Below are 21,536 nucleotides of genomic sequence, written 5' to 3' on the forward strand. Positions count from 1 at the left end.
TCGGCGCGGCCCCAGCATTCGCGCAGGTCCGGTCCACTTCTGCCGGACCGCGCCGAGGAGACACCCGTCCCGCCCGCCGCCCCGCCGTCACCCGACGGCGGATATGTGACCTCGTCGTGACCTACCGGGACCGCCGCGGGACGCGCCGACAGCCCGGCTGACGAACCTCGCCGCGCTGGCCGTCCAACCCATCCTCACCACCGAACGGCGACGCGAGACGCGACGCCGGGACGGCCGCGACCGGCGTCGTCACCCCGGTGCACGCCGGTCACCGTGGCCGGTTCCCGACACGTGGCCCCGCCCACACCCCGCCGATCCGGGCAGGGCAGAGCTTTCTGGGCTCCCAGACGTCACGTCGTACCGCGGCGGCCCGGTCCACACCGGGATCCGGCCCGCCGGCCGGCCGGCCGCCAAGGCTGCCACCAACTGACCCCGGCCGACGGCCGCCACCCACTCGCCGACACCACGTGGCTCCGGCCGACCCGGTCCGGCCGCCATCACCCGGCCCTGGCCTACGCGGGGAGCCCCCACCGGGACCCGTTGGCCGATGCAGCTCCCTCGCCCCGGCCAGCACCAGGAGGAGGCAATGAAGCGGCGCGCCCGACGATGTCGTCGAGCGCGCCGCGACGTGAAGCGCACGTCCTGCTCAGGGTCGGTGCCACCTCGCCCCAGGTCACGATCCCGGCCAACGCCGGGCTGACCGCCGCCGAGAACGTGGGTGTCCGTACCCCACCAGGGAGGGACGGGCCACCCGGGCCCGCCCCGCCCGGTGGTTACTTGGTGGCCCGCACCGGCCCCGGCACTCCCGGGCTGACCGGCACGGCGGCCGGCTTGCCGAGGTCCCGGTAGAGCCGCCCGGGCCACCAGCTCGCCCGGCCGATGTCGAAGGAGAGCGCCGGCACCAGCAGGGTCCGCACCAGGAAGGCGTCGAGGAGGACGCCCACCGCGACCACCACACCGAACTGGATCATGTCGACCACCGGCATGGAGGCGAAGACCGCGAAGGTCGCCGCCAGCACGATGCCGGCCGAGGTGATGACACTGCCGGTGGTGGACAGACCACGGCGTACGCCCTCGGCGTGGCCGTGCCGCGCGGCCTCCTCGTGTACCCGGGTCATCAGGAAGATGTTGTAGTCCACGCCGAGTGCCGCGAGGAAGACGAAGCTGACCAGCGGCAACTGCCAGGCCGTCCCCTCGTGCCCGAACACGTGCTTGAAGAGCAGGTGCGACGCGCCCAGGGCGGCGAAGTAGGACGCCACCACCGTGCCGAGCAGGACCAGCGGCGCCACCAGGGCACGGAGCAGGATGATCAGGAACAGCAGGATCACCGCGAGTACCACCGGGATGACCACGCGGGCGTCCCGGTTGGAGGCCCGGTCGATGTCCAGGGTCTCCGCGGTCGTGCCGCCGACCTTCGCGTTCGCCCCGGGTACGGCATGCACGGCGTCCCGGATCTCGTCGATGGTCTCCTTCGCCGCGTCGCTGTCGGGCGCGTCCCGAAGCACCACCTCGACGATGACCCGCTTGCCGTCCGGGCTGGGTGACTCCTGGCCGACCGTCGCGCCGTCCACCCCGGCGGCGGCGGCCTTGACCGGCGCGGCCGCCGAGGCGTCGGCGACGAGGATGGCCGGGTCGGAGGCGCCGGACGGGAAGTGCCGGGCAAGCTTCTCCTGCGCGGCGACCGACTGGGGCTTGGTCTGGAACACCTCGGTCTGGGCCAGCCCCATCTTCATGTCCAGCGCGCTGACGGCGAGGCCGCCGATCACGATCAGGCAGCCGAGCCAGACCACCCGGGGATGACGGCCGACGCCCGTGCCGATCCGGGACCAGAAGCCGCGCCCGACCCGGACCTCCTGGCCGAACTTTGGCACGAACGGCCAGAACACCCACCGGCCGGCGATCACCAGCAGGGCCGGCAGGATGGTGACCATCGCCAGGTACGCGCAGAGCACACCGGTGGCGCCGACCAGGCCGAGGCTGCGGGCGCTCTGCATGTCGGCGAGGGCGAGGCAGGCCAGACCCACCACGACGGTCGCGGCGGAGGCGAGGATCGCGGGGCCCGAGCGGCGCAGCGCGATGCCCATGGCCAGATGCCGGTCGGCGTGCCGGCGCAGCTCCTCGCGGTAGCGCGCGATGAGCAGCAGCGCGTAGTCGGTGCCGACACCGAACAACAGGATCATCAGCAGGCTGGAACTGGCCGGGTTGACGGGCAGCCCGGCATGCTTGGCGAGCAGGTACGCCACGCCCTGGGTGAGCGCGCTGGCGAAGCCGACGGCCAGCAGCGGGAAGAACCAGAGGAACGGGCTGCGGTAGATCACCAGCAGCAGCACGATGACGATCGAGCTGGTCGCGATCATCAGGTTGACGTCGAGGTTCTCGAACGCCTGGGTGTAGTCGTTGAGCAGGCCGCCGGGGCCGCCGAGGTCGACGTCCAGCCCGGCCGGGGCGCCGGCCTGGGCGGCGGCCCGCAGGTCCTTGACCGCGAAGTCGATCTCGACGTCGTCGCGGGTGAGCGGTACGACCAGCATGAGCGCCTTGCCGTCCTGGGACGGAATGGCCGGCGCGATGGTCGCGCCGCCGTCGGCGAGCTTCGCGAACGCCGTGCGGTCGGCCTCCACCTTGCTCCGGTCGGCGTCCTGGATCCCGGCCTCCCGGGTGTAGACGGCGACGACCGGGACGGCTTCCGAGGCGGAGCGGTACTTGTCCAGCTCCTCCATCACCGCGGTCGACTCGGCGCCGCGGGGGAGGCTGCCGGAGGGAGTCCGGTCCTCGTACTCCTCGATCTTGCCGAAGAGCGGACCGAGGACGACGGCGAGGACTATCCACAACGCGAGGATCGCCCACTTGGAACGCCGACCACTCGGCAATTTGGCCAGTAGCCCGACAGAATCGCTCATTGCGCCGAAACCCTTCTATGCCCGTCTATGCCGATTTCATCGTTCAGGGCACGGAGATCCCGACGTCGTCCGCCTGGGGCGGGGACAAGACCTCGTCGCTCATCGGCCTGACGGCCATTTCCAAAGGTGCCCCACCACGCGGGACCCGCTTCTGCGTATGCCCCACGCGTACATGCTATGCAGTACGCCGGAACACCGTCAAGCTCTTTGGCAGAGTGTCCGATCAGTCTCCGCAGAGCCGCCGTCAACCGCGCTGACCTGCGGAAATGGCGGCATGCCTGGGGTGGCCGGCGAGCCGGTTAGGGGCTCCGGCGCCCGGGTTAGGGGGCGGCCGTCCTGGTCGCGCCGGCACCAGCGGTGGTTACGTGAGAACCCGACCAGCCGGTTGACGCTGATCGACGTCGGCGAGCGTGAGAGGCGACGGCGCATGGTGGAAAAACCGCACTCCGACCTCGAATCCCGAGTGGCCGAGCTGCATTCCGTCAAGGCCACGGCCGTCGCCGGCCCCGGGCCCCGGGCGTCGGCGCAACAGCACGCCAAGGGCAAACTCACCGTCCGGGAACGCCTCGACATGCTCTTCGACGAGGGCACCTTCCGGGAGATCGAGCAGCTGCGCCGGCATCGGGCCGCCGGGTTCGGGCTGGAGGACCGCCGCCCGTACACCGACGGCGTGGTCACCGGCTGGGGCAAGGTTGACGGCCGGACGGTGTTCGCGTACGCGCACGACTTCCGCATCTTCGGCGGCTCCCTGGGCGAGGGCCACGCCGAGAAGATCCACAAGATCATGGACATGGCCGAGTCGACCGGCGCGCCCCTGATCTGCCTCGGCGACGGCGCGGGCGCCCGGATCCAGGAGGGCGTCACCGCGCTGGCCGGGTATGGCGGCATCTTCCGCCGCAACGTGCAGGCGTCCGGGGTGATCCCGCAGATCAGCGTGCTGCTCGGGCCCTGCGCCGGCGGCGCGGCGTACTCCCCGGCGCTGACCGACTTCGTCTTCGCCGTCCGCAACGTGGCCCAGATGTACCTCACCGGGCCGGACGTGGTGCAGGCGGTGACCGGTGAGACCGTGACACACGAGCAGCTCGGTGGCGCCCAGGTGCACGCCTCGGTCACCGGCACCGTCTCATTCGTGCACGACACCGAGGCCGACTGCCTGGCCGACGTCCGGCACCTGCTCTCGCTGCTGCCGTCCAACAACCGGGAGCTGCCCCCGGTGCACCCCACCGGCGATCCGCCGGACCGCCGCTGCCCCCGTCTGCTCGACCTGGTGCCGGCCGATCCCCGGGGCTCCTACGACATGCGCGAGGTGATCGAGGAGATCGTCGACGACGGGGACCTGCTGGAAGTGCACGCCTCCTGGGCCCGCAACATCGTCTGCGGTCTGGCCCGGCTGGACGGGCACGTGGTCGGCATCGTCGCCAACCAGCCCCGGATGCTCGCCGGCGCCCTCGACGGGCTGGCCTCGGCCAAGGCGGCCCGCTTCGTGCAGACCTGCGACGCCTTCAGCATCCCGCTGGTGACCCTGGTGGACGTGCCCGGCTTCCTGCCCGGCACCGAGCAGGAGCACAGCGGGATCATCCGGCACGGCGCGCAGTTGCTGTACGCGTACTGCTCGGCGACCGTGCCCCGGATCCAGGTGATCCTGCGCAAGGCGTACGGCGGGGCGTACATCGTGATGGACTCCCGGTCGATCGGCGCGGACCTCTCCTTCGCCTGGCCGAGCAACGAGATCGCGGTGATGGGCGCGGAGAGCGCAGCCAACGTGATGTTCCGCAAGGAGATCGCGGCGGCCCCCGACCCGGAGGCGGCCCGCCGGCAGCGGATCAAGCAGTACGAGCAGGAGCTGGTCCATCCCTACTACGCGGCCGAGCGCGGGCTGGTGGACGACGTCATCGACCCGGCGGACACGCGCGCGGTGCTGGTCGGTGCGCTGGAGACGCTGCGGGCCAAGCGGGTGCAGCTGCCGGGGCGCAAGCACGGGAACCCGCCGACGTGACCGCCCCGGAGGAGTTCGACGCGGCGGGGCCGGTCCCCCGGTTGGTGGTGGTCCGGGGCGCCCCCACCGAGGAGGAACTCGCGGCGGCCACCGTCGCGCTGATGTGCTCGCTGCGCGCCGGTCGGGGCGCGACCCGGACCGGCACCCGGCGCGCGGAGGTGTCGTGGTCCGCTGCGGCGGACTACCGGGCGCCGGGCGCCTGGGCCTCTCGATGCCACTGACCCGGCGGTCACCGGGGGTCCCGGCGCCCGCCGGCGGGGTCAGTCCTCCCGCACCAGGCCGGCGTCGCGCAACTCGTCGAGCCATCGGCCGATGACCACGATGATCTCCGCCCGGTCCGCCTGCCAGCTGGCGGCCACCTCGTCCGCGGCCAGGTGGAGGTCGCCGCCGTGCCGTTGCAGCGAGATCCAGGAGACCGTGACGAAGGGCGGGTACCGGTACGTGGTGGCGGTCGACTGTCGGTGCAGGATCAGCCACCCGTCCGGAGACACCGTGACCTCCACGTTGTGTTCCCAACGCAGACCCACCATTCCTCCCGACATCAGCCTCGCCCGATCCCTGTGCGCTCCGCTCACCGTCGCCCCCACCTCCCGGGCCGTGAGCCGCGGCGACCACCCGCGAGGTGATCCCTCCCGGGCCGACGGCCGCGTACGGCCTCGCGTCCGCGCCGCCTCACCGTCCGCTCGACGACCCGAGCCACGTCCGCGCCGGACGGGACGTGACGAAAGATGTCGGACATAAATGCGACGAATGAGAACGGAAATGACTGTGGCGACTTTCCCCGGCGTCGACCTCGAACCGAACAGAAATCGGCTCAGGAATGGACTCCGGAATCTTCTGTGTATGCCGTATACCGTTGTGTGCAGACCGTACACACCGCGTACTCGACGCGTCAACCCCACCACCACCCGGCAGCACCGGCACGGCGCCCCGGCACCCCCATCGGCGACCGTCGGGCGCACCTCGGAACCCGGCGCTGAACAGCGCCGACGTCAACCACCTAGGGGTCGGCGGGCGCGCCGAGGGGCCGCGCCTCAGGGTCATCCCCCATCTGATCCCGGATGGCGGAAATGAGTGGGAACCGTTCTGAACGCCAGTACCGCGGTGCCGGCAGAGGCGGTTCCGCGCATTGTCGGGCACGGGAAATCCAGCCGCGTCACCTCCCATTGGTGGCCGCGACGCCGGCCCGGGTCCGCCTCTCGGCGGCGCGCCGACCGCCGAGCCTGGTCGCACCGCCCAAGGGGCCCGCGGCGCACCGGCCGGACCGCCCGCGAGCCCGCCGAAGGGGCGCCCGCGACGCGGGACAAAAACGGTCTTGACCTGCGGCGACCAAACAGGTTGACAGGCGAACATCGAACTGCGTACAGTCTACACGAATCAGCGTACGAGGCACGCAGAAGACCACCCGGAGCAGGGACGGCAAGGAGTGCAACGACAATGGCCTATGAATTGGCAATAGAAGCCAGCGGGCTACGAAAGTCCTACGGCGACGTGCAGGTACTCAAGGGCGTGGACATCACCGTCCCCCGGGGCAGCGTCTTCGCCCTGCTGGGCCCGAACGGGTCGGGCAAGACGACCACCGTCCGCATCCTCTCGACGCTCACCTCCCTCGACGCGGGCCAGGCCAGGGTCGCCGGCTACGACGTCGTCCGGGAGCGTCGCAAGGTGCGGCGTGCCATCACCCTGACCGGCCAGTACGCGGCGATCGACAAGAACCAGACCGGCGAGGAGAACCTGCGCATGATGGGCCGGCTCACCGGCCTGTCCCGCAGCGAGGCGCAGGAGCGCGCGACGCAACTGCTCGCCCGGTTCGACCTGACCGACGCCGGTGGCCGGCGACTGGCCACCTACTCGGGCGGCATGGCCCGCCGGCTGGACCTCGCCGCGAGCCTGGTCGGGGCACCGTCGGTCGTCTTCCTCGACGAACCGACCACCGGCCTGGACCCGCGCAGCCGCCTCGCACTGTGGGGCGTCATCGCCGACCTGGCCGCCAACGGCCTGACCATCTTCCTGACCACGCAATACCTGGAGGAGGCCGACCGCCTCGCCGACCGGGTGGCCCTGCTCGACGGCGGCACCATCGTCGCCGAGGGGACCCCCACCGAGCTCAAGGAGCGGGTCGCGGGTCAGCGGCTCGACCTGGAGCTGGTCGACCGCCCGGCGCTGGAGGACGTCCTCACGCTGCTCGGCGACCGGGTGGTCAGCAAGGACCTCGACCTGCTGACGATCGGCGTCACCACCGACGGTTCCGCCAACCAGGTGCGGGCCGTGCTGGACGAAGCCGACCCGCAGCGCAACCGGATCACCAAGTTCCAGGTGCACAGCGCGACGCTGGACGACGTGTTCCTGGCGCTGACGGGCCACCCCACCCCGAGCCCGGAGGTGGAGAGAGTTAAGGAGACTGTCGGTGACTGAGACCATCGTCCTGCGCAACCGGCCCCGGCCCACCTCGCTGGGGACCGACATGGTCACCATGATCGCCCGGTGCACCCGGCTGACCAGCCGGGACCTGGACGCCCTGATGATGGCGCTGATGCTGCCCATCATGATGATGGTGCTCTTCGTCTACCTCTTCGGCGGGGCGATCCAGACCGGCGGCGACTACGTCACCTACGTGTCCCCTGGCGTACTGCTGCTCTGCACGGTCTGGGGAGCCGCCCAGACCGGCGTGGGCGTGGCCAACGACATGAGCACCGGCATCATCGACCGGTTCCGGTCGATGGACGTCAGCGGGGCGGTGCTGCTCGGCGGCCACGTGACCGCCAGCGTCATCAAGAACATCGTCTCCACCGTCGTGGTGATCGCGGTGGCCCTGCTCATCGGGTTCCGTCCCGAGGCGAGCCTGCTCCAGTGGCTCGCCGCCGGCGGCATCCTGGTCACCTTCATCCTGGCGATGTCCTGGCTCTCCGCCGTGGTCGGGCTGCTCACCAAGTCCACCGACGCGGCCGCCAGCTTCGCCTTCATCATGATGTTCCTGCCGTACGTCAGCAGCGCGTTCGTCCCGATCAACACGCTGCCCGGCTGGCTGCAGGGCGTGGCCAAGCACCAGCCGTCCACGCCGATCATCGAGAGCGTCCGCGGGTTCCTGCTCGACCGGCCGGTCGGCAACAACCCCTGGATCGCCCTCACCTGGTCCGTGGGCATCCTCGTCGTCTCCGTCATCCTCGCCGCGGTCTTCTTCCAGAAGAAGACCGACTGATTCCCCGGCACGGGTCACCGACAGCGAAGGCCCTTCTCCTCCCCCGTTGGAGAAGGGCCTTCGCACGGGCACGGGCAGCGGCCCGGGCCATGCGACAGGGCGCCGCCTCCGTCGGGAGGCGGCGCCCTGTCGGCGTACGCGGGTTCAGGCCGTCTTACGCCAGAAGACCCCGCCGTTGTCCACCGGCCGGATCTCGTCGGTGATCCCGTGCTCGTCGCGGTACTCGTGCACCGCGGCCCGGCAGGGCTCCATGTTGTAGTCGTCGATGATGATGAAACCGCCCGGGGAGAGCTTCGGGTACAACGGGATCAGCGCCTCCCGGGTCGACTCGTACAGGTCGCCGTCGAGACGGAGCACGGCGATCGAGGAGATCGGCGCCGCCGGCAGGGTGTCCTTGAACCACCCCTCCAGGAACTCCACCTGCTCGTCGAGCAGGTCGTACGCCTTGAAGTTGGCCCGCACGGCGTCGGCCGAGACGCTGAGCATGCTGTTGAGGTTGTGCAGGGCCATCTCCTGATCCAGGGGGTGGCTGCCCTCCCCCGCCTCGGGCACGCCCTCGAAGGAGTCGGCGGCCCAGACCCGACGGTCGGTGACGCCGTGCGCCTTGAGGATGGCGCGCATCAGGATGGTGACGCCGCCGCGCCACACGCCCGTCTCGACCAGGTCCCCGGGGATCCCGTCGGCCAGCACCCGCTCGACGCACTCCTGCACGTTGTCCAGGCCGCCGAGACCCACCAGGGTGTGCGCGGCGGAGGTCCCGGGAAGGCCCCCCTCGGGCACCGCGGCGCCCTCGGACCCCGTCCACCAGGGGGCGGCGTTGTCGGTGTAGATCTCGTTGGCGATCACCTTCTTGATCAGCTCAAGGTAGAGCGTAACGCCTGTGTCGGTCATCTGTCCGTCCTCTTCCGCGGCCGGCGCGCGGGCCGGCGCCGCTGTCGATCGGTCCTCGGTTGCCCGTGCCGGACGCCGGTCGGGCCGCGCCATCTCCGGCGCGGCCCGACCGCCGGCTGCCGCCACCCCGCCGTACGGGTACGGCGGAACGACGTCACAGGTGCTGCATGGCCAGCGCGCCACCGTCGATCTTGATCTGGCTGCCGGTGACATAGCGCGACTCGTCGGAGGCCAGGTAGAGCACGGCGTGCGTCACGTCGGCCTGCGTCACGTGCGAGATCGGCATGGCGTGGATGGCGCTCAGGATCGGCTCGACGTCCTCGATGGTGGGGTTGTCGAGGTCGGGCCGGTAGGTCTGGAACATCGACTTGTTGAACGCCATGTCGGTGTCGACCGTGGTCGGGTGGATCGAGTTGACCCGCCCGCTCGTCGGCGCGAGCTGCAACGCCAGCGCCTTCACGTAGTCGACCAGGACGTGCTTGGCGAACCGGTACCCGGCGTACCCGGCGCCCGCCATGATGTCGGAGGGCATCGGCGGCAGGAAACTCGCGATCGAGCCGACGATGATGACCGACACGCCCTCGTTGAAGTGCGGCAGCGCGGCGTGCACCGTGTTCAGCACACCGGCGAGGTTGACGTCGATGGTGCCGGTGAAGGCACTGATCGGCTGGTCCGGCCCCATCGGCAGGATGCCGGCGTTCGGGATCAGGACGTCGATCTTCCCCAGCTCGGCGACGCCCTCGTCGATGGCCGAGCGCAGTGCGGCGTAGTCGCGGACGTCCGCGTGCCGGACCACCACCCGGCGGCCGGTCTCCTTGACCAGGCGCGCCGTCTCCTCCAGGTCCTCGTTCCCAGCCATGCCGTAGCCGGCCGAGTCGATGTCCCTGCAGATGTCGATCGCGATGATGTCGGCGCCCTCCTCGGCCAGCCGGACCGCGTGGCTGCGCCCCTGACCACGGGCCGCGCCTGTGATGACGACGACCTTGTTCTCCGCCCGCCCCATGTGGGTCTCCCTCTGCCGGATCGCGTGAAAGTGAGTCGAGACCGACCGGGAACAGCGCCGCGTGCGGCGGTCACTCTCGCGTACGGTGGCCCGCTCGAGGCCGACGCTAACCACGTACGGGACGGGTCAGTACCCCTTCCGACCCCTACTGGTCCCGTCAGCTTCTCGGCCCTGGAGGGCCGAGCTTGCAGATCGTGCTCGATGCTGGCTGCACCGGTCACGCCGCGTTCGGCAGGCTGACAGCTGCCCACCACGGCCGGTGCGTTCGGCCTCGGTCACGATCTGCTTGGCGATGCGATGGTTGGTGTCGGCCGCGAACCGGGCTTCCTTACGGCGGCGGGCCTTTCAACAGCCGCTTGGCCGATTTGGTGCCGACACGCTGAAGTTTGGCCCGCAGCCGCTGGTTGCGATGCCTGACCCGGTTCAGGCCCTTGCCGCAGTGTCGGGTGCCGTCGTTGGTGGTGGCGATGTTGGCGATGCCCAGGTCGACGCCGAGGAACCCCTCAGGCTCCTTCACCTCGGCGTCGGGGATGTCGCAGGTGGCGTACAGGAACCACATGCCATCACGGCAGACCAGGTCAGACTCACCCTGCCGGTGCACCACCAGGGTCGCGTACTGCTGCTCCGAGCAGCCGAACCGGACTCGGTTCAACCGGCCGCCGACGGCCCAGATCGACACCGTACGGTCGGCGAACTGCCACGACAGGCAGCGGTCGTCAAACGGCTGAGCCGCGTCCGCCCGGAACCTGATCGGCTTCGACTCGACCCTGGCGCGCCGCTTCGACCCGGGCTTGCCGAGATTACCGGCACGGATGTTGGCCTTCAGGGTGGCGTACGCGCCGGCAACCTTGCGGGCAACGTGGATCGCCGGCTGGGCCGACAGACCCAAGGCCTTCAGGCGGCCGTAGGTGAGTCGCTGCAGCGCCTGCTTCGAGTAGATCCGCCGCTGGAACGCCTCAGCCGAGGCGAGGTCAGCGGCCTCGTTGCACAGTTCCAGCGTCGCCCGAAGCGCCACCGCCTGGGCGGTGTCCGGGTACAGCCGAACCTGCACGACGATCTTCACGGCCACAATATAGCAGCTTGTCTATGTCAGCACGACGGCCCAGATCGACCCCGATGTCCGGCGGGGCCGCAGCGTCGTCCACAACCTGCACGTGCATCTTGTCTTCATCACCAGGTACCGACGAGACGTGCTCAACGACGCCAGGCCCACCCGGTGAGTTCACCAGCCGAATCAACCCACACATCATGCACGGCCACCTATGGTCGCCGTCATACTTCGCCGGATCATGCGGCAGGGCACCCCTCGCCGTCATCCACGAGTACATCGAAAACCAGAAACCTCCAGGCTCGTAACGCGATTCCTCCCGGCCCTGAACGACCGGGATCCCTCGCTAATTCCCGTTGAACGACGCCGCGACCGGTCGCACAGAATGACGTCCCGACGACGGTGGCGAAGCCCCTCGGCCGGCTCTACCTGGTGGCCCCGGTCGGGAGGGTCGGGCTGATCCGCCCCACGACGTCCGCGCCGGCGGTCGGCCCGGCCCGGATCGATCGTTCCACCCCGCGCCGGCCGCCCGCCGTATCACGATGTTCGGGGGTGGCCGGCGACCCGCGCGCCCGCTCCCCCCGGGCCAGTCGGGGCAGGCGGCGTCGGGCCGCCGGCACGGAACCGGCGGGGACGGCGCCCCGCAGCGGCGGCGTGCCGACCGCCGGCCGGCGGGAGGGGTGACGTGAGCGCGCTGGTCCTGATCGTGGTCCTGGGCACCACGGTGCTGGTCGGCACCACGCTCGGCGGCCGCTACAGCGTGGCCCCACCGGTCCTGCTGATCACCATGGGCGCGCTGCTGGCGCTGCTTCCGCCGCTGTCCCACGTGGCGCTGGAGCCGGAGGTGGTGCTGTTGCTCTTCCTGCCGGCGATCCTCTACCGGGAGAGCCTGGTCATCAGCATCCGCGAGATCCGGGCGAACCTGGCGGCGATCACGTTGCTCGCCGTGGTGCTGGTGGTGGTCACGATGATCGCGGTGTCCCTCGTCGTGCAGCGGCTCGGCGTCGAACCGGCCGCCGCCTGGGTGCTGGGCGCGGTGCTCGCGCCGACCGACGCCGCGGCGGTAGCCGGCCTGGCCAAACGGATGCCCCGCTGGATCCTGACCACGCTGCGCGCGGAGAGCCTGATCAACGACGGCACCGCGCTGGTGCTCTTCTCCGTCACAGTCGGCCTGATCGCCGGGGGCGCCTGGCCGGCCGCACCGCTCCTGCTCGGCAAGTTCGCCGGCTCCGCGGCGGGCGGGGTCGCCGCCGGCCTGCTCGCCAGCGCGGTCGTGATCGCGATCCGTCGACGCCTCGACGACCCGCTGCGCGAGGGCGCGCTGAGCGTACTGACCCCCTTCGGCGCGTTCCTGCTGGCGGAGCTCGTCCATGCCAGCGGCGTCCTGGCGGTGGTGGTCGCCGGCATGGTCCTGTCCTACTTCGGGCCGCGGGTCATCCGGGCCCGGTCCCGGGTGCTGGCGTACGCCTTCTGGGACCTCTCCACCTTCCTCATCAACGGTTCGTTGTTCGTCCTGCTCGGCATGCAGATCCCCCGGGCGGCGGAGAGCATCACCAGCACGTCGACGACGCAGGCGCTCACCATCGGGGCGGTGGCGACGGGCGTGGTGATGGCGACCCGGATGGCGTTGGTGCACCTGTCCACGTACGGCCTGCGCCTCGTCCACTGGCGAACGCCGCAGCGCGAGGACCAGACCGGCTGGCGGGTGCGCACCGCGGCCGGGTGGGCGGGCTTTCGCGGCGCGGTGTCCCTCGCGGCGGCGCTCGCGGTGCCGGTGACGACCGCGTCGGGGGCGCGCGTCGCCGACCGTGACCTGATCATCTTCTGCACCGCGATGGTCATCGTGCTCACGATGCTGATCCAGGGCACCACGCTGCCGGCGGTCGTCGGCTGGGCAGGCCTCACGGGCGACCGGGAGCGGGAGAGCGAGGTCCGGCGGGCCCGGGCGGCAGCCACCCGCGCCGGTCTGGCCGCGCTGCCCGAGGCCGCCGCCGGGCTCGGCGTCGAGCCGGACGCGGTCGACCGGCTCCGCTCCGACTACCAGCGACACCTCGACGACGTGCTCGCCGCCGACACGGGCGACGAGGCCGCCCGGGCCCGGGAGCTCGACCGGCGCCTGCGGCTCAGCGTGCTCGAACACAAGCGCCGCGAGGTGAACCGGCTGCGCGACACCAACGAAATCGACGACGCCGTGCAGCGGGAGGTGCAGGCCGCGATGGACATCGAGGAGATCCGGCTGCTGGGGCCGGACACCAACGACTAGGGCACCACGAGGCCTCCGGTAGTCAGGTTCTTCTTGATCGAAAAACCCTCCTACCGGAGGCCCCCTATTCAACGATCATGGCACGCCGGGACACAGCTCAAGACTTTGAGAACACGCTAGCATCGCCGGCATGGCAACGCGGCTTGTTCAGATCAACATGAAGGCTCGGGACGACTCCGCGCTGGGCGGTTTCTGGGCGGAGGCGCTCGGCTGGGGAGTCTCCAGCGAGGGACCCGGCGTGACCAACCTCGAACCCGAGGGCTTCGTCTACCCCGACCCCGTCGCCGTCTGCGTCGACCTCATCGCCTCCCCGGAACCCAAGACGGTGAAGAACCGCGTACACGTCGACCTCGCCACCACCTCGGCGACCCATCAGGCGGAGGTGGTCACGCGCCTGAAGGATCTCGGCGCAACACCCGCCGACGTAGGCCAGGGCGACGTCCCATGGACGGTCATGGTCGACCCAGAGGGCAACGAGTTCTGCGTGCTGGACCCCCGCCCGCTCTACCGAGACACCGGACCGATCGCCGCGGTAGTGGTCGACTGCGCGGATCCGCGAGCCATGGCCCGCTTCTGGGGCGAGGCCATGGACTGGGCCCTGCACGAGGTGACCGACCACAACGCGGTACTGCGCTCCGCCAAGGGCGTCGGCCCATATCTGCAGTTCCTCCGCACACCCGACGTGAAGACCGTGTGGAACCGCGTCCATCTCGACGTCCGCCCATACCCAGGTGACGACCCGGAGGCCGAGGCGGCCAGACTGCGGACTCTCGGCGCCACCGCCACCGACCTAGGCCAGAGCGAAGTCCCGTGGACGGTCCTCGCCGACCCGGAAGGCAACGAGTTCTGCCTCCTCGCCCCAGGCTGACCCAGACCCCTTTCATCCGCTCACTACGTCGACCAGCGGGTGTCGGCGTACGTCTGCGTCCCCAAGGGCGCGGACGGCCCGCTGCCGGCGGTCTTCTGCCACCACCAGCACGCCGGGCAGTTCCACCTGGGCAAGAGCGAGGTGGTGGGTCTCGCCGGCCACCCCGACCAGGCGTACGCCCGGGAGCTGGCCGAGCGGGGCTTCGTCGGCCACTCGTACGGCGGCCGGACGGCGTTGTGGGCGCCCGCCTTCGACCACCGCATCACCGCGTCGGTGTCGCACTACGGCTGCATCCCGTACCGGTACTCATTCACCCACGACACCGGGTTGCAGGCCGAATTCGTCCTGCCCGGGTTCGCCGCCGAGCACGACCTGGAGGACGTCGTGGCCCGCTTCGGCCCGGCGTCGCTGCTCATCTCGACCACCTCCGACGACCGGTGGAGCCGGGGCGCGGAGAAACTGTTCGACAGTGCCCGAGGGTCGCTCGGTGACCGGGTCGAGCTCGCGATGTACGAGGCGGGACACGTGTTCACCCCGCAGATGCGGGACCGCGCCTACGCCTTCCTGCACCGGCGGTGCTGACCGCCGTCAGTCGCCCAGCCGCTGCCGGGCCAGGAACTTGGGCACGACCATCCGCCACGCCTCGCTGACCAGCTCGGTCATCTGGTCGTGGTCGAGCCGGTCGAGGTGGCAGCAGACCCACTGGAAGCGCAGGTCGGACGTCCCGGGCAGGAAGAAGACGTCCGGCTCGGCGGCGACGAGCGCGTCGCGTTCCTCCTTCGGGTAGCCGAAGCCCATCGTCGTCTCGTCGCGGGAGAACGCGACGTACACGATGGCGCCGACCCGGAACTTCACCCGGTCGCGGATCAGGTGCTCGGTGGTGCGCGGCAGCGTCAGTGCCAGCGCCCGTACGTCGGCGACGGTGACCATGCCCGGACCCTAGCGGCGGGGGCCGACATTCCCTGGACGCTCAGCGCCCGCGGGCCCGGTTGACCCACACCGCGCGCAGCAGGGTACGGGGAGCGGGAATCTAGCCGTCCGGCCGGCCGTCGGCCCCCCGCAGCCACTGTCGCCATTCCGACGCCATGGAAACATCGGCGGATGGAGCACCGGACCAGGCTGTCGTCCCTGGTGACGGGCAGCGGTGTCGCTGCCCTGCCGCCGGCCTCAGGCCGGCTTGTGTCGCCTTCGGTCCGCGGCCACCCGGTCGTACTCGGCCTGGGCCGCCACGACGGTGCCCAGTTCGCTCTCGACCAGCTCGATCAGCCTGATCAGCCGCTCGGCGACCCGGGCCCCGAGCGGGGTAAGGCTGTACTCGACGTGGGGCGGGATGGTCGCCTGCACGTCGCGCCGGACCAGGCCGTCCCGCTCCAGCGCCTGCAACGTCTGGGACAGCATCTTCTCGCTGACCCCGTCGACGCGCCGACGCAGCGCGTTGAAGCGGTACGCGCCCTCATGCAGCGCGGACAGCGCCAGGATCCCCCACTTGCCGGCAATGTTCTCCAGGGTGCGACGCGAGCCGCAGCCGCGGGCGAAGACGTCCGCGACGAGCTGGTCGTCGGCGTCCGGGGCGTCCGCTCCGCCGGGGCCGGTGAGGGGAGCAGTCATGGCTCGACGGTACCCGCCTGGACGCGATCCGTACCACCGCACTTACCGTCGGGTTGGCACTTTCTAAAAGTTAGTGCATCATTCAAGGCGCACCCGTCATCCAGAGGAGTAACCATGATCGTCGTAACCGGAGCCACCGGCCTGCTCGGCCGCCTCGTCGTCGCCGAACTGCTCGATCGGGGCGTTCCCGCCCAGGAGATCGTCGCGGCGGTCCGCACCACGGAGAAGGCCGCCGACCTGGCCAGACGGGGCGTGGTGGTCCGGGAGGCCGACTACGACCGCCCCGAGACGCTGGCCCCCGCGTTCGCCGGCGCCGACCGCCTCCTGCTCGTCTCGTCCAGCGAGGTCGGCCGGCGGGCAGCCCAGCACCGCGCCGTCGTCGACGCCGCCGTGCGCGCCGGGGTACGCCTGTTCGCGTACACCAGCGTCCTGAAGGCCGACACCGCCACCTTCCCCCTCGCCGCCGAGCACCAGGCCACCGAGGAGCTGATCCGGGCCTCCGGGCTACCGTTCGCGCTGCTGCGCAACGGCTGGTACACCGAGAACTACACCGGCAACCTCGCGGCGACGCTCCAGCACGGCGCGGTCCTCGGCAGCGCCGGTGACGGCCGGGTCGCCGCCGCCACCCGGGCCGACTTCGCCGCCGCTGCCGCCGCCGTCCTGGTCGGCGACGGCCACGAGAACACCGTCTACGAACTGGGTGGCGACGAGCCGTTCACGATGGCCGAACTCGCCGCCGAGATCTCCCGGCAAAGCGGCACCGAGGTGGTCTACCGCGACCTGCCGGCCGAGGAGTACACGAAGGTGCTGGTCGCCGCCGGCCTGCCCGAGCCGTACGCCGCCACGCTGGCCGAGTGCGACCTGGGCATCGCCCGCGGCGAGCTGACCACCGACAGTGGTGACCTGCGCCGGCTCGCCGGCCGCCCCACCACCACCCTCGCCGACGCGGTCGCGGTGGCGCTCAAGGGCTGACCCACGTCGACGACGGCGGACCGGTACTGCTGCGCCGAACACCCGGGCTGTTTGTGGCGGACCGGCCCGGGAAGCCAGGGGACTCGACGGCGCGACCCTCTCGCGCCGACCGCACAGGGGAGGTTGGACATGGCTCACCGCGAGCAACTGCACGAACTGCGCCAGCAGGCCCACAACGCGGGCATCGAGGGCAACTCGAAGATGACCGAGGACCAGCTCCGCAACGCCCTGCGCCAGGTTGGCAAGGGCGTTCAACCGGAGATGGCCAAGCGCCAGGCCAAGAGCTGACAGTCAGCGGCGGCGCCGGCACCCGATCGGTGCCGGCGCCGCCGCTGCATAGGTCAGCCGACCGTGGTGGCGACAGCACCCTCCGCTCAGCCCTGCCGCGCCTTCTGGCGCCGGTCGGCCTTGTTGATCACGAACAGCTTGCCTCGGCGGCGAACCACGATCGAGTTCACCTTCCTCTTCAACCCCCGCAGGGAGCTTCTGACCTTCATCGCAAGCCATCCCTTCCTGGTGGTCCCGCCCCGCCACGACCGGTGGACCGGCGCAACGGGTCGGCTGGCCCGGGGCGGCGACGGCACCAGGGCGTCTGCCAGCCGGGCCGTCGGCGGACCGCGGATGGTCTACCCGAGCAGGCAGCGGGCAATCGTCGAGCCGTCGGCGTCCCGCGTTCGCGAACGGTCAGGTCGTCTCCGCGTGCCGGGTTTGGGGAACTCGCGCGGTGGTCGTCCCTTGCCGGCCCAGGATGGGGCATGGACGGGCCGGCCTCCTGCGCGCCGCCGGTTCGCTCCACCGAACTGCTGGGAGTTTCTGGCCGACGCCCGGGTGTTGATCGTCAACCTGGACGACTTCGGGATGTACCCGGCGTTCAACAGGGCGGTGGTGGCGGCGTCCATCGAGGACGGGATCGGCAGGGGTTTCTCGGCGGGTCACGGCATCGGACGCAGCCGCCCGCGGGCCACCAGTTCGACGGTCAGGACGACCGCGACGGCCTCCACGGCCAGAAGTCCGACGAGGACGAACAGTTGGGTTACCCCGGCCGCGAGGGGACTCGCCCCGCCGAGCAGCACCCCGACGAAGGCCCCGGGCAGGGTCACCAGGCCCACCGTGCGGGTCTGGTCCAGCGCCGGGATCAACGCCTGGCCGGCCGCCGGGCGGCAGACCAGCAGCACTGCGTCCCGCGGCCGCAGGCCCAGGGCCAGGGCCGCCTCCACCTCGCCCCGGCGACCGGTCAGCTCGTCCACCGCCCGCCGGCCGGCCAGCGAGGCGGCGGTCATCGCCCCGCCGATCAGGATCCCGGCCACCGGGATGATCGCGATCCCGCGGAGCGGCACCAGGCCCGCCAGCAGCAGACCCGCCACGACGGACAGGCTTCCCGCCACGATCGGCAGGGCAGCCCACCAACCGCGTGCCCCACCGGTGATCCGCCGGCCGGAGGTGCCCGCCGCGACCGCGCACATCACGACCACGAAACCGGCGGTGGCCCACAGCGATGCCACGATGGCGGCTATCAGCAGCGACACCGCCGCCAACTGGACCGCCGCCCGGATGGCGGCGACCGCGATCTGGCGGCCGTGCCCGAGCTTCCCGACGGTGGCCACGGCCGCCGCCAGGGCGGTCAGCACGACCAGGCCCACAGCCAGCTTCGGGCCGACCACCAGCATCGTCGACGACATCGGATCAGTCTCCCGCGACGTCGCCAGGTCCGCGCGTCACCTGTCTGCGATCGCGGTCACCTGCCCGCGGCCGGCTCAGGGCGGCGGTTCCAGACGACCGTGGGCAGGCCGGCCCGGAGGATGTTCGCCCGCCATCGGCCGCCCCATACCGCCGAGCCCGAGTACGGCCACCCGTTGTGGTTCCGTCATCTGACCTCCCGGACATTTCTCCCCTTCGGCAGCGTAGGTCAGCGCCGGGCGATGGCGCCCGGAACACGCGCCGAAGCCGATCAGCGGCGAGGGCGTCACGGCGCTCCCATGACATGCGCGTTGATCAGGCGTACCTGGTCCGCGAGATCCGGCATCTCGACCACCTCGACGCCCGCCGCCTCGAGGACCTCGACCCCCTGGCAGTCCACAAAGTTCGGCGGTTCCCGCATCGCCAGCACGACCCTACGGATACCTGCGGCCAGGATCAGCTGGGTGCAGGTGGGCGACCGGTGGCTACGGACGCTGCAGGGCTCCAGGGAGCTGTAGATCGTCGCTGCGGACAGGTCGATCCCGGCTCCCTGGAGCTTGCCCAGCGCAGACTCCTCGGCGTGCCCATGGGGGTCGGTCTCCCGGGAGTACCCGCGGGCCAGCTCAGCCCCGTCGCCGCCGACCACGATCGCACCGACCGCGTACGCGGTCGCCTTCGGCGGGCAGCGCCGGGAAAGGTCGATCGCGTCCCGGAGCCAACGGCGGTCGACGGAAAGCGGCTCGGTCATGTCGTGCCAAACCGATCCGACCACACGTACTGCAGCAGCACCACGTCCCCCATCTCGCGTACCTCGGCCGGGCGGGCCCGGTGATCCGGGTTCCATGGAAGCCGACGGTCACCGACGAAGCGTGCCGCCCGGCTGTCTGTCACCACGTTCGACGCCCCCGGGTCGATGGTGAAGATCTTCCCACGCCGTTGCCGGGAACTGCTCGGCCGCGATGACGTGCGGGCACCCGGGACGCCGGTGTGGGGCGTCAGCTGATGACCGCGCTGGCCGGGTCGGCGGCCGCCGACAGGCTGGCCATCCGCTGGGAGGTGAAACCGGAGAACGTGGCGGCGCAACGGTTCTACCGGCGGCTCGGCGCCACGCTGCGGACCAGGGTGGTCGCGGGGTGGCGTCCGGAGAGCTACCTGCCGTTGATCGGGTGACCGGCTCCGCGACACCCGCCCCGACTCTCACCGGGACACTTCTCTAAAGAACCTTGACAGTTCGACAGACCATAGACACACTCCGATCAAGAGAGCGCTCTCCATGCTCCTCGGTCCGCTACGAACAGCGCCGCGTCCCGCACCCCTCCCCCGGAGCGGCACCGACGTGTGTGAAAGGAATTCGATGGCCCGTCCAGTCAAGGCGCTCGTCGTCGCCGCGGTGGCCCTCACCGTGGTCGGCGCGTCGCCGCTCGTCAGCTTCGCTGCCGAGAGGTCCGCGGCGGCGACACCCACCGCCACCCCCTCGTTCGACATGGCGCCCGGCATGCTCGCGGCGATGCGCCGCGACCTCAAGCTCGACGACCACCAGATCGCCACCCGCCTGCGCACCGAGGCGGCCGCCGCGGCGACGGAACACCGGCTGCGCGGCGAGCTCGGCGCGGTCTTCGCCGGCGCGTGGATCCCGTCCGGCGCCAGCCGGCTCACGGTCGCGGTGACCGACCCGTCCGCGGCGGCGACGGTGCGGGCGGAGGGCGCCGACGCCACGGTGGTCAAGCGCAGCGAGGCCGACCTGACCAGGTCGCGCCAGTCGCTCGACCGGCACGCCGCCAACGCCACCCGCAGCTCCGTCCGCGGCTGGTACGTCGACATCACCACCAACAGCGTGGTCGTGCTGGCCAAGCCCGGCGCCGAGGCGGCGGCCAGGGCATTCGCCAGGGACAGCGGCGCGGGTACGGTCTCCGTGGTCACCAGCGCCGAGGCACCGAAGCCGATGTACGACATCCGCGGCGGCGACCAGTACGTCATCAACGGCAACACGCTCTGCTCGGTCGGTTTCGCGGTCTCGGGTGGCTTCGTCAGCGCCGGCCACTGCGGCGGTACGGGCAGTCCGACGCTCGGCTACAACAATGTCGGGCAGGGCACCTTCGCCGGCTCGTCGTTTCCCGGCAACGACTACTCGTGGATCCGGACCAACGGCAGCTGGACGCCGCAGCCGTGGGTCAACAACTACGCGGGCGGCAACGTGATCGTGGCCGGGTCCCAGGACGCCGCGGTCGGCAGCTCGATCTGCCGCTCGGGACGGACCACCGGCTGGCGCTGTGGCACGCTGCTGGGCCGCGACGAGACCATCGTGTACGCGCAGGGCGCGGTCTCCGGCCTGTCCCGCAGCAACGCGTGCGCCGAACCCGGCGACTCGGGCGGTTCGTGGATCGCCGGCAACCAGGCCCAGGGTGTGACATCGGGCGGCACCGGCAACTGCTCGTCGGGCGGCACCATGTGGTTCCAGCCGGTCAACGAGATCCTCAACACGTACGGCCTGACACTCACCACATCCGGTGGCGGTGGCGGTGGCAGCGCGATCATCAGCAACTGGAACAACAAGTGCATCGACGTGCCCGGCAGCGACTTCTCCGACGGCAAGCAGTTGCAGATGTACACCTGCAACAACACCGCCGCCCAGCGGTGGACCTTCGTGAACGGCACCCTGCAGACGTCCAACAACAAGTGCATGGACGTGGCGTGGGGCTCCACCGCGAACGGCGCCGCCATCCAGATTGTCAACTGCTCCGGCAACGCCGCGCAGCAGTTCGTGCTGAGCGGCGCCGGCGACCTGGTGAACCCGCAGGCGAACAAGTGCGTCGACATCAAGGACTGGAACGGCAACGACGGGGCGGCGCTGCAACTGTGGGAGTGCGCCGGCACGGCCAACCAGAAGTGGCGGCGCGGCTGACCCGTACCCGGAGTGTCCTGAAAGGTGTTTTGCCCGCCGGCCGCATTCTGCGACCGGCGGGCGATCCACGGGGGATCGACGTCTATGGCCGGTGTCGAAGTCGGCGGTGGTGGCGTGAGTGGCTGTGACCGACTCCGACACACGCCCTAGTAGCGTGTCGCCGCTAATCGGCGGCGATTGTGGTGTGTGCTGATGGTGGCGGTCCTCTTCCC

At 70.9% G+C, this 21,536-nt stretch carries 21 protein-coding genes and 1 pseudogene; 12 read left to right on the forward strand and 10 right to left on the reverse strand.

Annotation, left to right across the window (positions count from 1 at the left end):
* Window positions 1-773: 773 nt before the first annotated feature.
* A complete protein-coding gene (locus ABZ807_RS24505; protein WP_357162332.1) occupies window positions 774-2,897 on the reverse strand; it encodes an MMPL family transporter in 2,124 nt (707 codons plus the stop codon).
* A 427-nt stretch (window positions 2,898-3,324) separates the two neighbouring features.
* Between ABZ807_RS24505 and ABZ807_RS24510 the strand changes: the two genes are divergently transcribed.
* Together ABZ807_RS24510 and ABZ807_RS24515 are read left to right on the forward strand one after the other, a co-directional pair.
* Window positions 3,325-4,893, forward strand: coding sequence for an acyl-CoA carboxylase subunit beta (locus ABZ807_RS24510; RefSeq protein ID WP_357162335.1), 1,569 nt, complete (start codon window positions 3,325-3,327; stop codon window positions 4,891-4,893).
* On the forward strand, window positions 4,890-5,114 hold the full coding sequence (locus tag ABZ807_RS24515) for an acyl-CoA carboxylase epsilon subunit (RefSeq protein WP_357162338.1): 225 nt from the start codon (window positions 4,890-4,892) through the stop codon (window positions 5,112-5,114). The genes ABZ807_RS24510 and ABZ807_RS24515 overlap by 4 nt, the downstream gene beginning before the upstream one ends.
* A 39-nt stretch (window positions 5,115-5,153) precedes the next feature.
* On the opposite strand, the gene ABZ807_RS24520 is transcribed toward ABZ807_RS24515, so the two are convergent.
* Window positions 5,154-5,384: a hypothetical protein gene (locus tag ABZ807_RS24520; RefSeq protein ID WP_357162341.1), complete on the reverse strand. Its 231-nt coding sequence runs from the start codon at window positions 5,382-5,384 to the stop codon at window positions 5,154-5,156.
* Window positions 5,385-6,330: 946 nt separating this feature from the next.
* On the opposite strand from ABZ807_RS24520, the gene ABZ807_RS24525 reads away from it, so the two are divergent.
* Both ABZ807_RS24525 and ABZ807_RS24530 read left to right on the forward strand, forming a co-directional pair.
* Window positions 6,331-7,308 carry an ATP-binding cassette domain-containing protein gene (locus ABZ807_RS24525; protein ID WP_357162344.1) on the forward strand — a complete coding sequence of 326 codons (978 nt, stop codon included), beginning with the start codon at window positions 6,331-6,333 and terminating at the stop codon, window positions 7,306-7,308.
* Complete coding sequence (locus ABZ807_RS24530; RefSeq protein WP_357162347.1) at window positions 7,301-8,092, forward strand: ABC transporter permease; 792 nt, start codon at window positions 7,301-7,303, stop codon at window positions 8,090-8,092. The genes ABZ807_RS24525 and ABZ807_RS24530 overlap by 8 nt, the downstream gene beginning before the upstream one ends.
* Window positions 8,093-8,236: 144 nt before the next feature.
* Here ABZ807_RS24530 and ABZ807_RS24535 read toward each other — a convergent pair whose 3' ends face one another.
* The 3 genes from ABZ807_RS24535 to ABZ807_RS24545 all read right to left on the reverse strand — a co-directional run bounded on the left by ABZ807_RS24535 (window position 8,237) and on the right by ABZ807_RS24545 (window position 11,049).
* Complete coding sequence (locus ABZ807_RS24535; protein WP_357162350.1) at window positions 8,237-8,983, reverse strand: TylF/MycF/NovP-related O-methyltransferase; 747 nt, start codon at window positions 8,981-8,983, stop codon at window positions 8,237-8,239.
* Window positions 8,984-9,137: 154 nt separating this feature from the next.
* The gene (locus ABZ807_RS24540; protein WP_357162353.1) at window positions 9,138-9,986 is read right to left on the reverse strand and encodes a mycofactocin-coupled SDR family oxidoreductase; all 849 of its coding nucleotides are present in this window, start codon (window positions 9,984-9,986) and stop codon (window positions 9,138-9,140) included.
* Window positions 9,987-10,314: 328 nt separating this feature from the next.
* Window positions 10,315-11,049 carry a hypothetical protein gene (locus tag ABZ807_RS24545; RefSeq protein WP_357162356.1) on the reverse strand — a complete coding sequence of 245 codons (735 nt, stop codon included), beginning with the start codon at window positions 11,047-11,049 and terminating at the stop codon, window positions 10,315-10,317.
* 197 nt (window positions 11,050-11,246) lie between these two features.
* On the opposite strand from ABZ807_RS24545, the pseudogene ABZ807_RS24550 reads away from it, so the two are divergent.
* The 4 genes and pseudogenes from ABZ807_RS24550 to ABZ807_RS24565 all read left to right on the forward strand — a co-directional run.
* A pseudogene (locus ABZ807_RS24550) lies at window positions 11,247-11,342 on the forward strand (transposase); the annotation flags it as partial.
* Between the two features lie 377 nt (window positions 11,343-11,719).
* Complete coding sequence (locus tag ABZ807_RS24555; RefSeq protein ID WP_357162359.1) at window positions 11,720-13,297, forward strand: Na+/H+ antiporter; 1,578 nt, start codon at window positions 11,720-11,722, stop codon at window positions 13,295-13,297.
* 130 nt (window positions 13,298-13,427) lie between these two features.
* Complete coding sequence (locus tag ABZ807_RS24560) at window positions 13,428-14,165, forward strand: VOC family protein (protein ID WP_357162361.1); 738 nt, start codon at window positions 13,428-13,430, stop codon at window positions 14,163-14,165.
* A 39-nt stretch (window positions 14,166-14,204) separates the two neighbouring features.
* Window positions 14,205-14,747: a hypothetical protein gene (locus ABZ807_RS24565; RefSeq protein ID WP_357162364.1), complete on the forward strand. Its 543-nt coding sequence runs from the start codon at window positions 14,205-14,207 to the stop codon at window positions 14,745-14,747.
* Window positions 14,748-14,753: 6 nt separating this feature from the next.
* On the opposite strand, the gene ABZ807_RS24570 is transcribed toward ABZ807_RS24565, so the two are convergent.
* Together ABZ807_RS24570 and ABZ807_RS24575 are read right to left on the reverse strand one after the other, a co-directional pair.
* Window positions 14,754-15,095: an MmcQ/YjbR family DNA-binding protein gene (locus tag ABZ807_RS24570; protein WP_357162366.1), complete on the reverse strand. Its 342-nt coding sequence runs from the start codon at window positions 15,093-15,095 to the stop codon at window positions 14,754-14,756.
* Window positions 15,096-15,332: 237 nt separating this feature from the next.
* Entirely contained in the window at window positions 15,333-15,773 is a 441-nt protein-coding gene (locus tag ABZ807_RS24575) for a helix-turn-helix domain-containing protein (protein ID WP_357162369.1), read from the reverse strand.
* Window positions 15,774-15,887: 114 nt separating this feature from the next.
* On the opposite strand from ABZ807_RS24575, the gene ABZ807_RS24580 reads away from it, so the two are divergent.
* Together ABZ807_RS24580 and ABZ807_RS24585 are read left to right on the forward strand one after the other, a co-directional pair.
* Complete coding sequence (locus ABZ807_RS24580; RefSeq protein WP_357162372.1) at window positions 15,888-16,745, forward strand: SDR family oxidoreductase; 858 nt, start codon at window positions 15,888-15,890, stop codon at window positions 16,743-16,745.
* Window positions 16,746-16,874: 129 nt separating this feature from the next.
* Window positions 16,875-17,033, forward strand: a complete 159-nt coding sequence (locus ABZ807_RS24585; RefSeq protein ID WP_357162375.1) for a hypothetical protein — start codon at window positions 16,875-16,877, stop codon at window positions 17,031-17,033.
* An 86-nt stretch (window positions 17,034-17,119) separates the two neighbouring features.
* On the opposite strand, the gene ABZ807_RS24590 is transcribed toward ABZ807_RS24585, so the two are convergent.
* The 3 genes from ABZ807_RS24590 to ABZ807_RS24600 form a co-directional block, all read right to left on the reverse strand.
* On the reverse strand, window positions 17,120-17,242 hold the full coding sequence (locus ABZ807_RS24590; protein ID WP_357162378.1) for a 50S ribosomal protein L36: 123 nt from the start codon (window positions 17,240-17,242) through the stop codon (window positions 17,120-17,122).
* A 435-nt stretch (window positions 17,243-17,677) separates the two neighbouring features.
* A complete protein-coding gene (locus tag ABZ807_RS24595) occupies window positions 17,678-18,424 on the reverse strand; it encodes an ABC transporter permease (protein ID WP_357162381.1) in 747 nt (248 codons plus the stop codon).
* Between the two features lie 284 nt (window positions 18,425-18,708).
* Entirely contained in the window at window positions 18,709-19,170 is a 462-nt protein-coding gene (locus ABZ807_RS24600; protein WP_357162384.1) for a deaminase, read from the reverse strand.
* A 239-nt stretch (window positions 19,171-19,409) separates the two neighbouring features.
* Between ABZ807_RS24600 and ABZ807_RS24605 the strand changes: the two genes are divergently transcribed.
* Both ABZ807_RS24605 and ABZ807_RS24610 read left to right on the forward strand, forming a co-directional pair.
* Window positions 19,410-19,592 carry a GNAT family N-acetyltransferase gene (locus tag ABZ807_RS24605; RefSeq protein WP_357162387.1) on the forward strand — a complete coding sequence of 61 codons (183 nt, stop codon included), beginning with the start codon at window positions 19,410-19,412 and terminating at the stop codon, window positions 19,590-19,592.
* Between the two features lie 184 nt (window positions 19,593-19,776).
* Window positions 19,777-21,324, forward strand: coding sequence for a ricin-type beta-trefoil lectin domain protein (locus ABZ807_RS24610; protein ID WP_357162390.1), 1,548 nt, complete (start codon window positions 19,777-19,779; stop codon window positions 21,322-21,324).
* Window positions 21,325-21,536: the final 212 nt, after the last annotated feature.

The organism is Micromonospora sp. NPDC047548, from assembly GCF_040642975.1.
In the GTDB taxonomy this organism is placed as follows: Bacteria; Actinomycetota; Actinomycetes; order Mycobacteriales; family Micromonosporaceae; genus Micromonospora.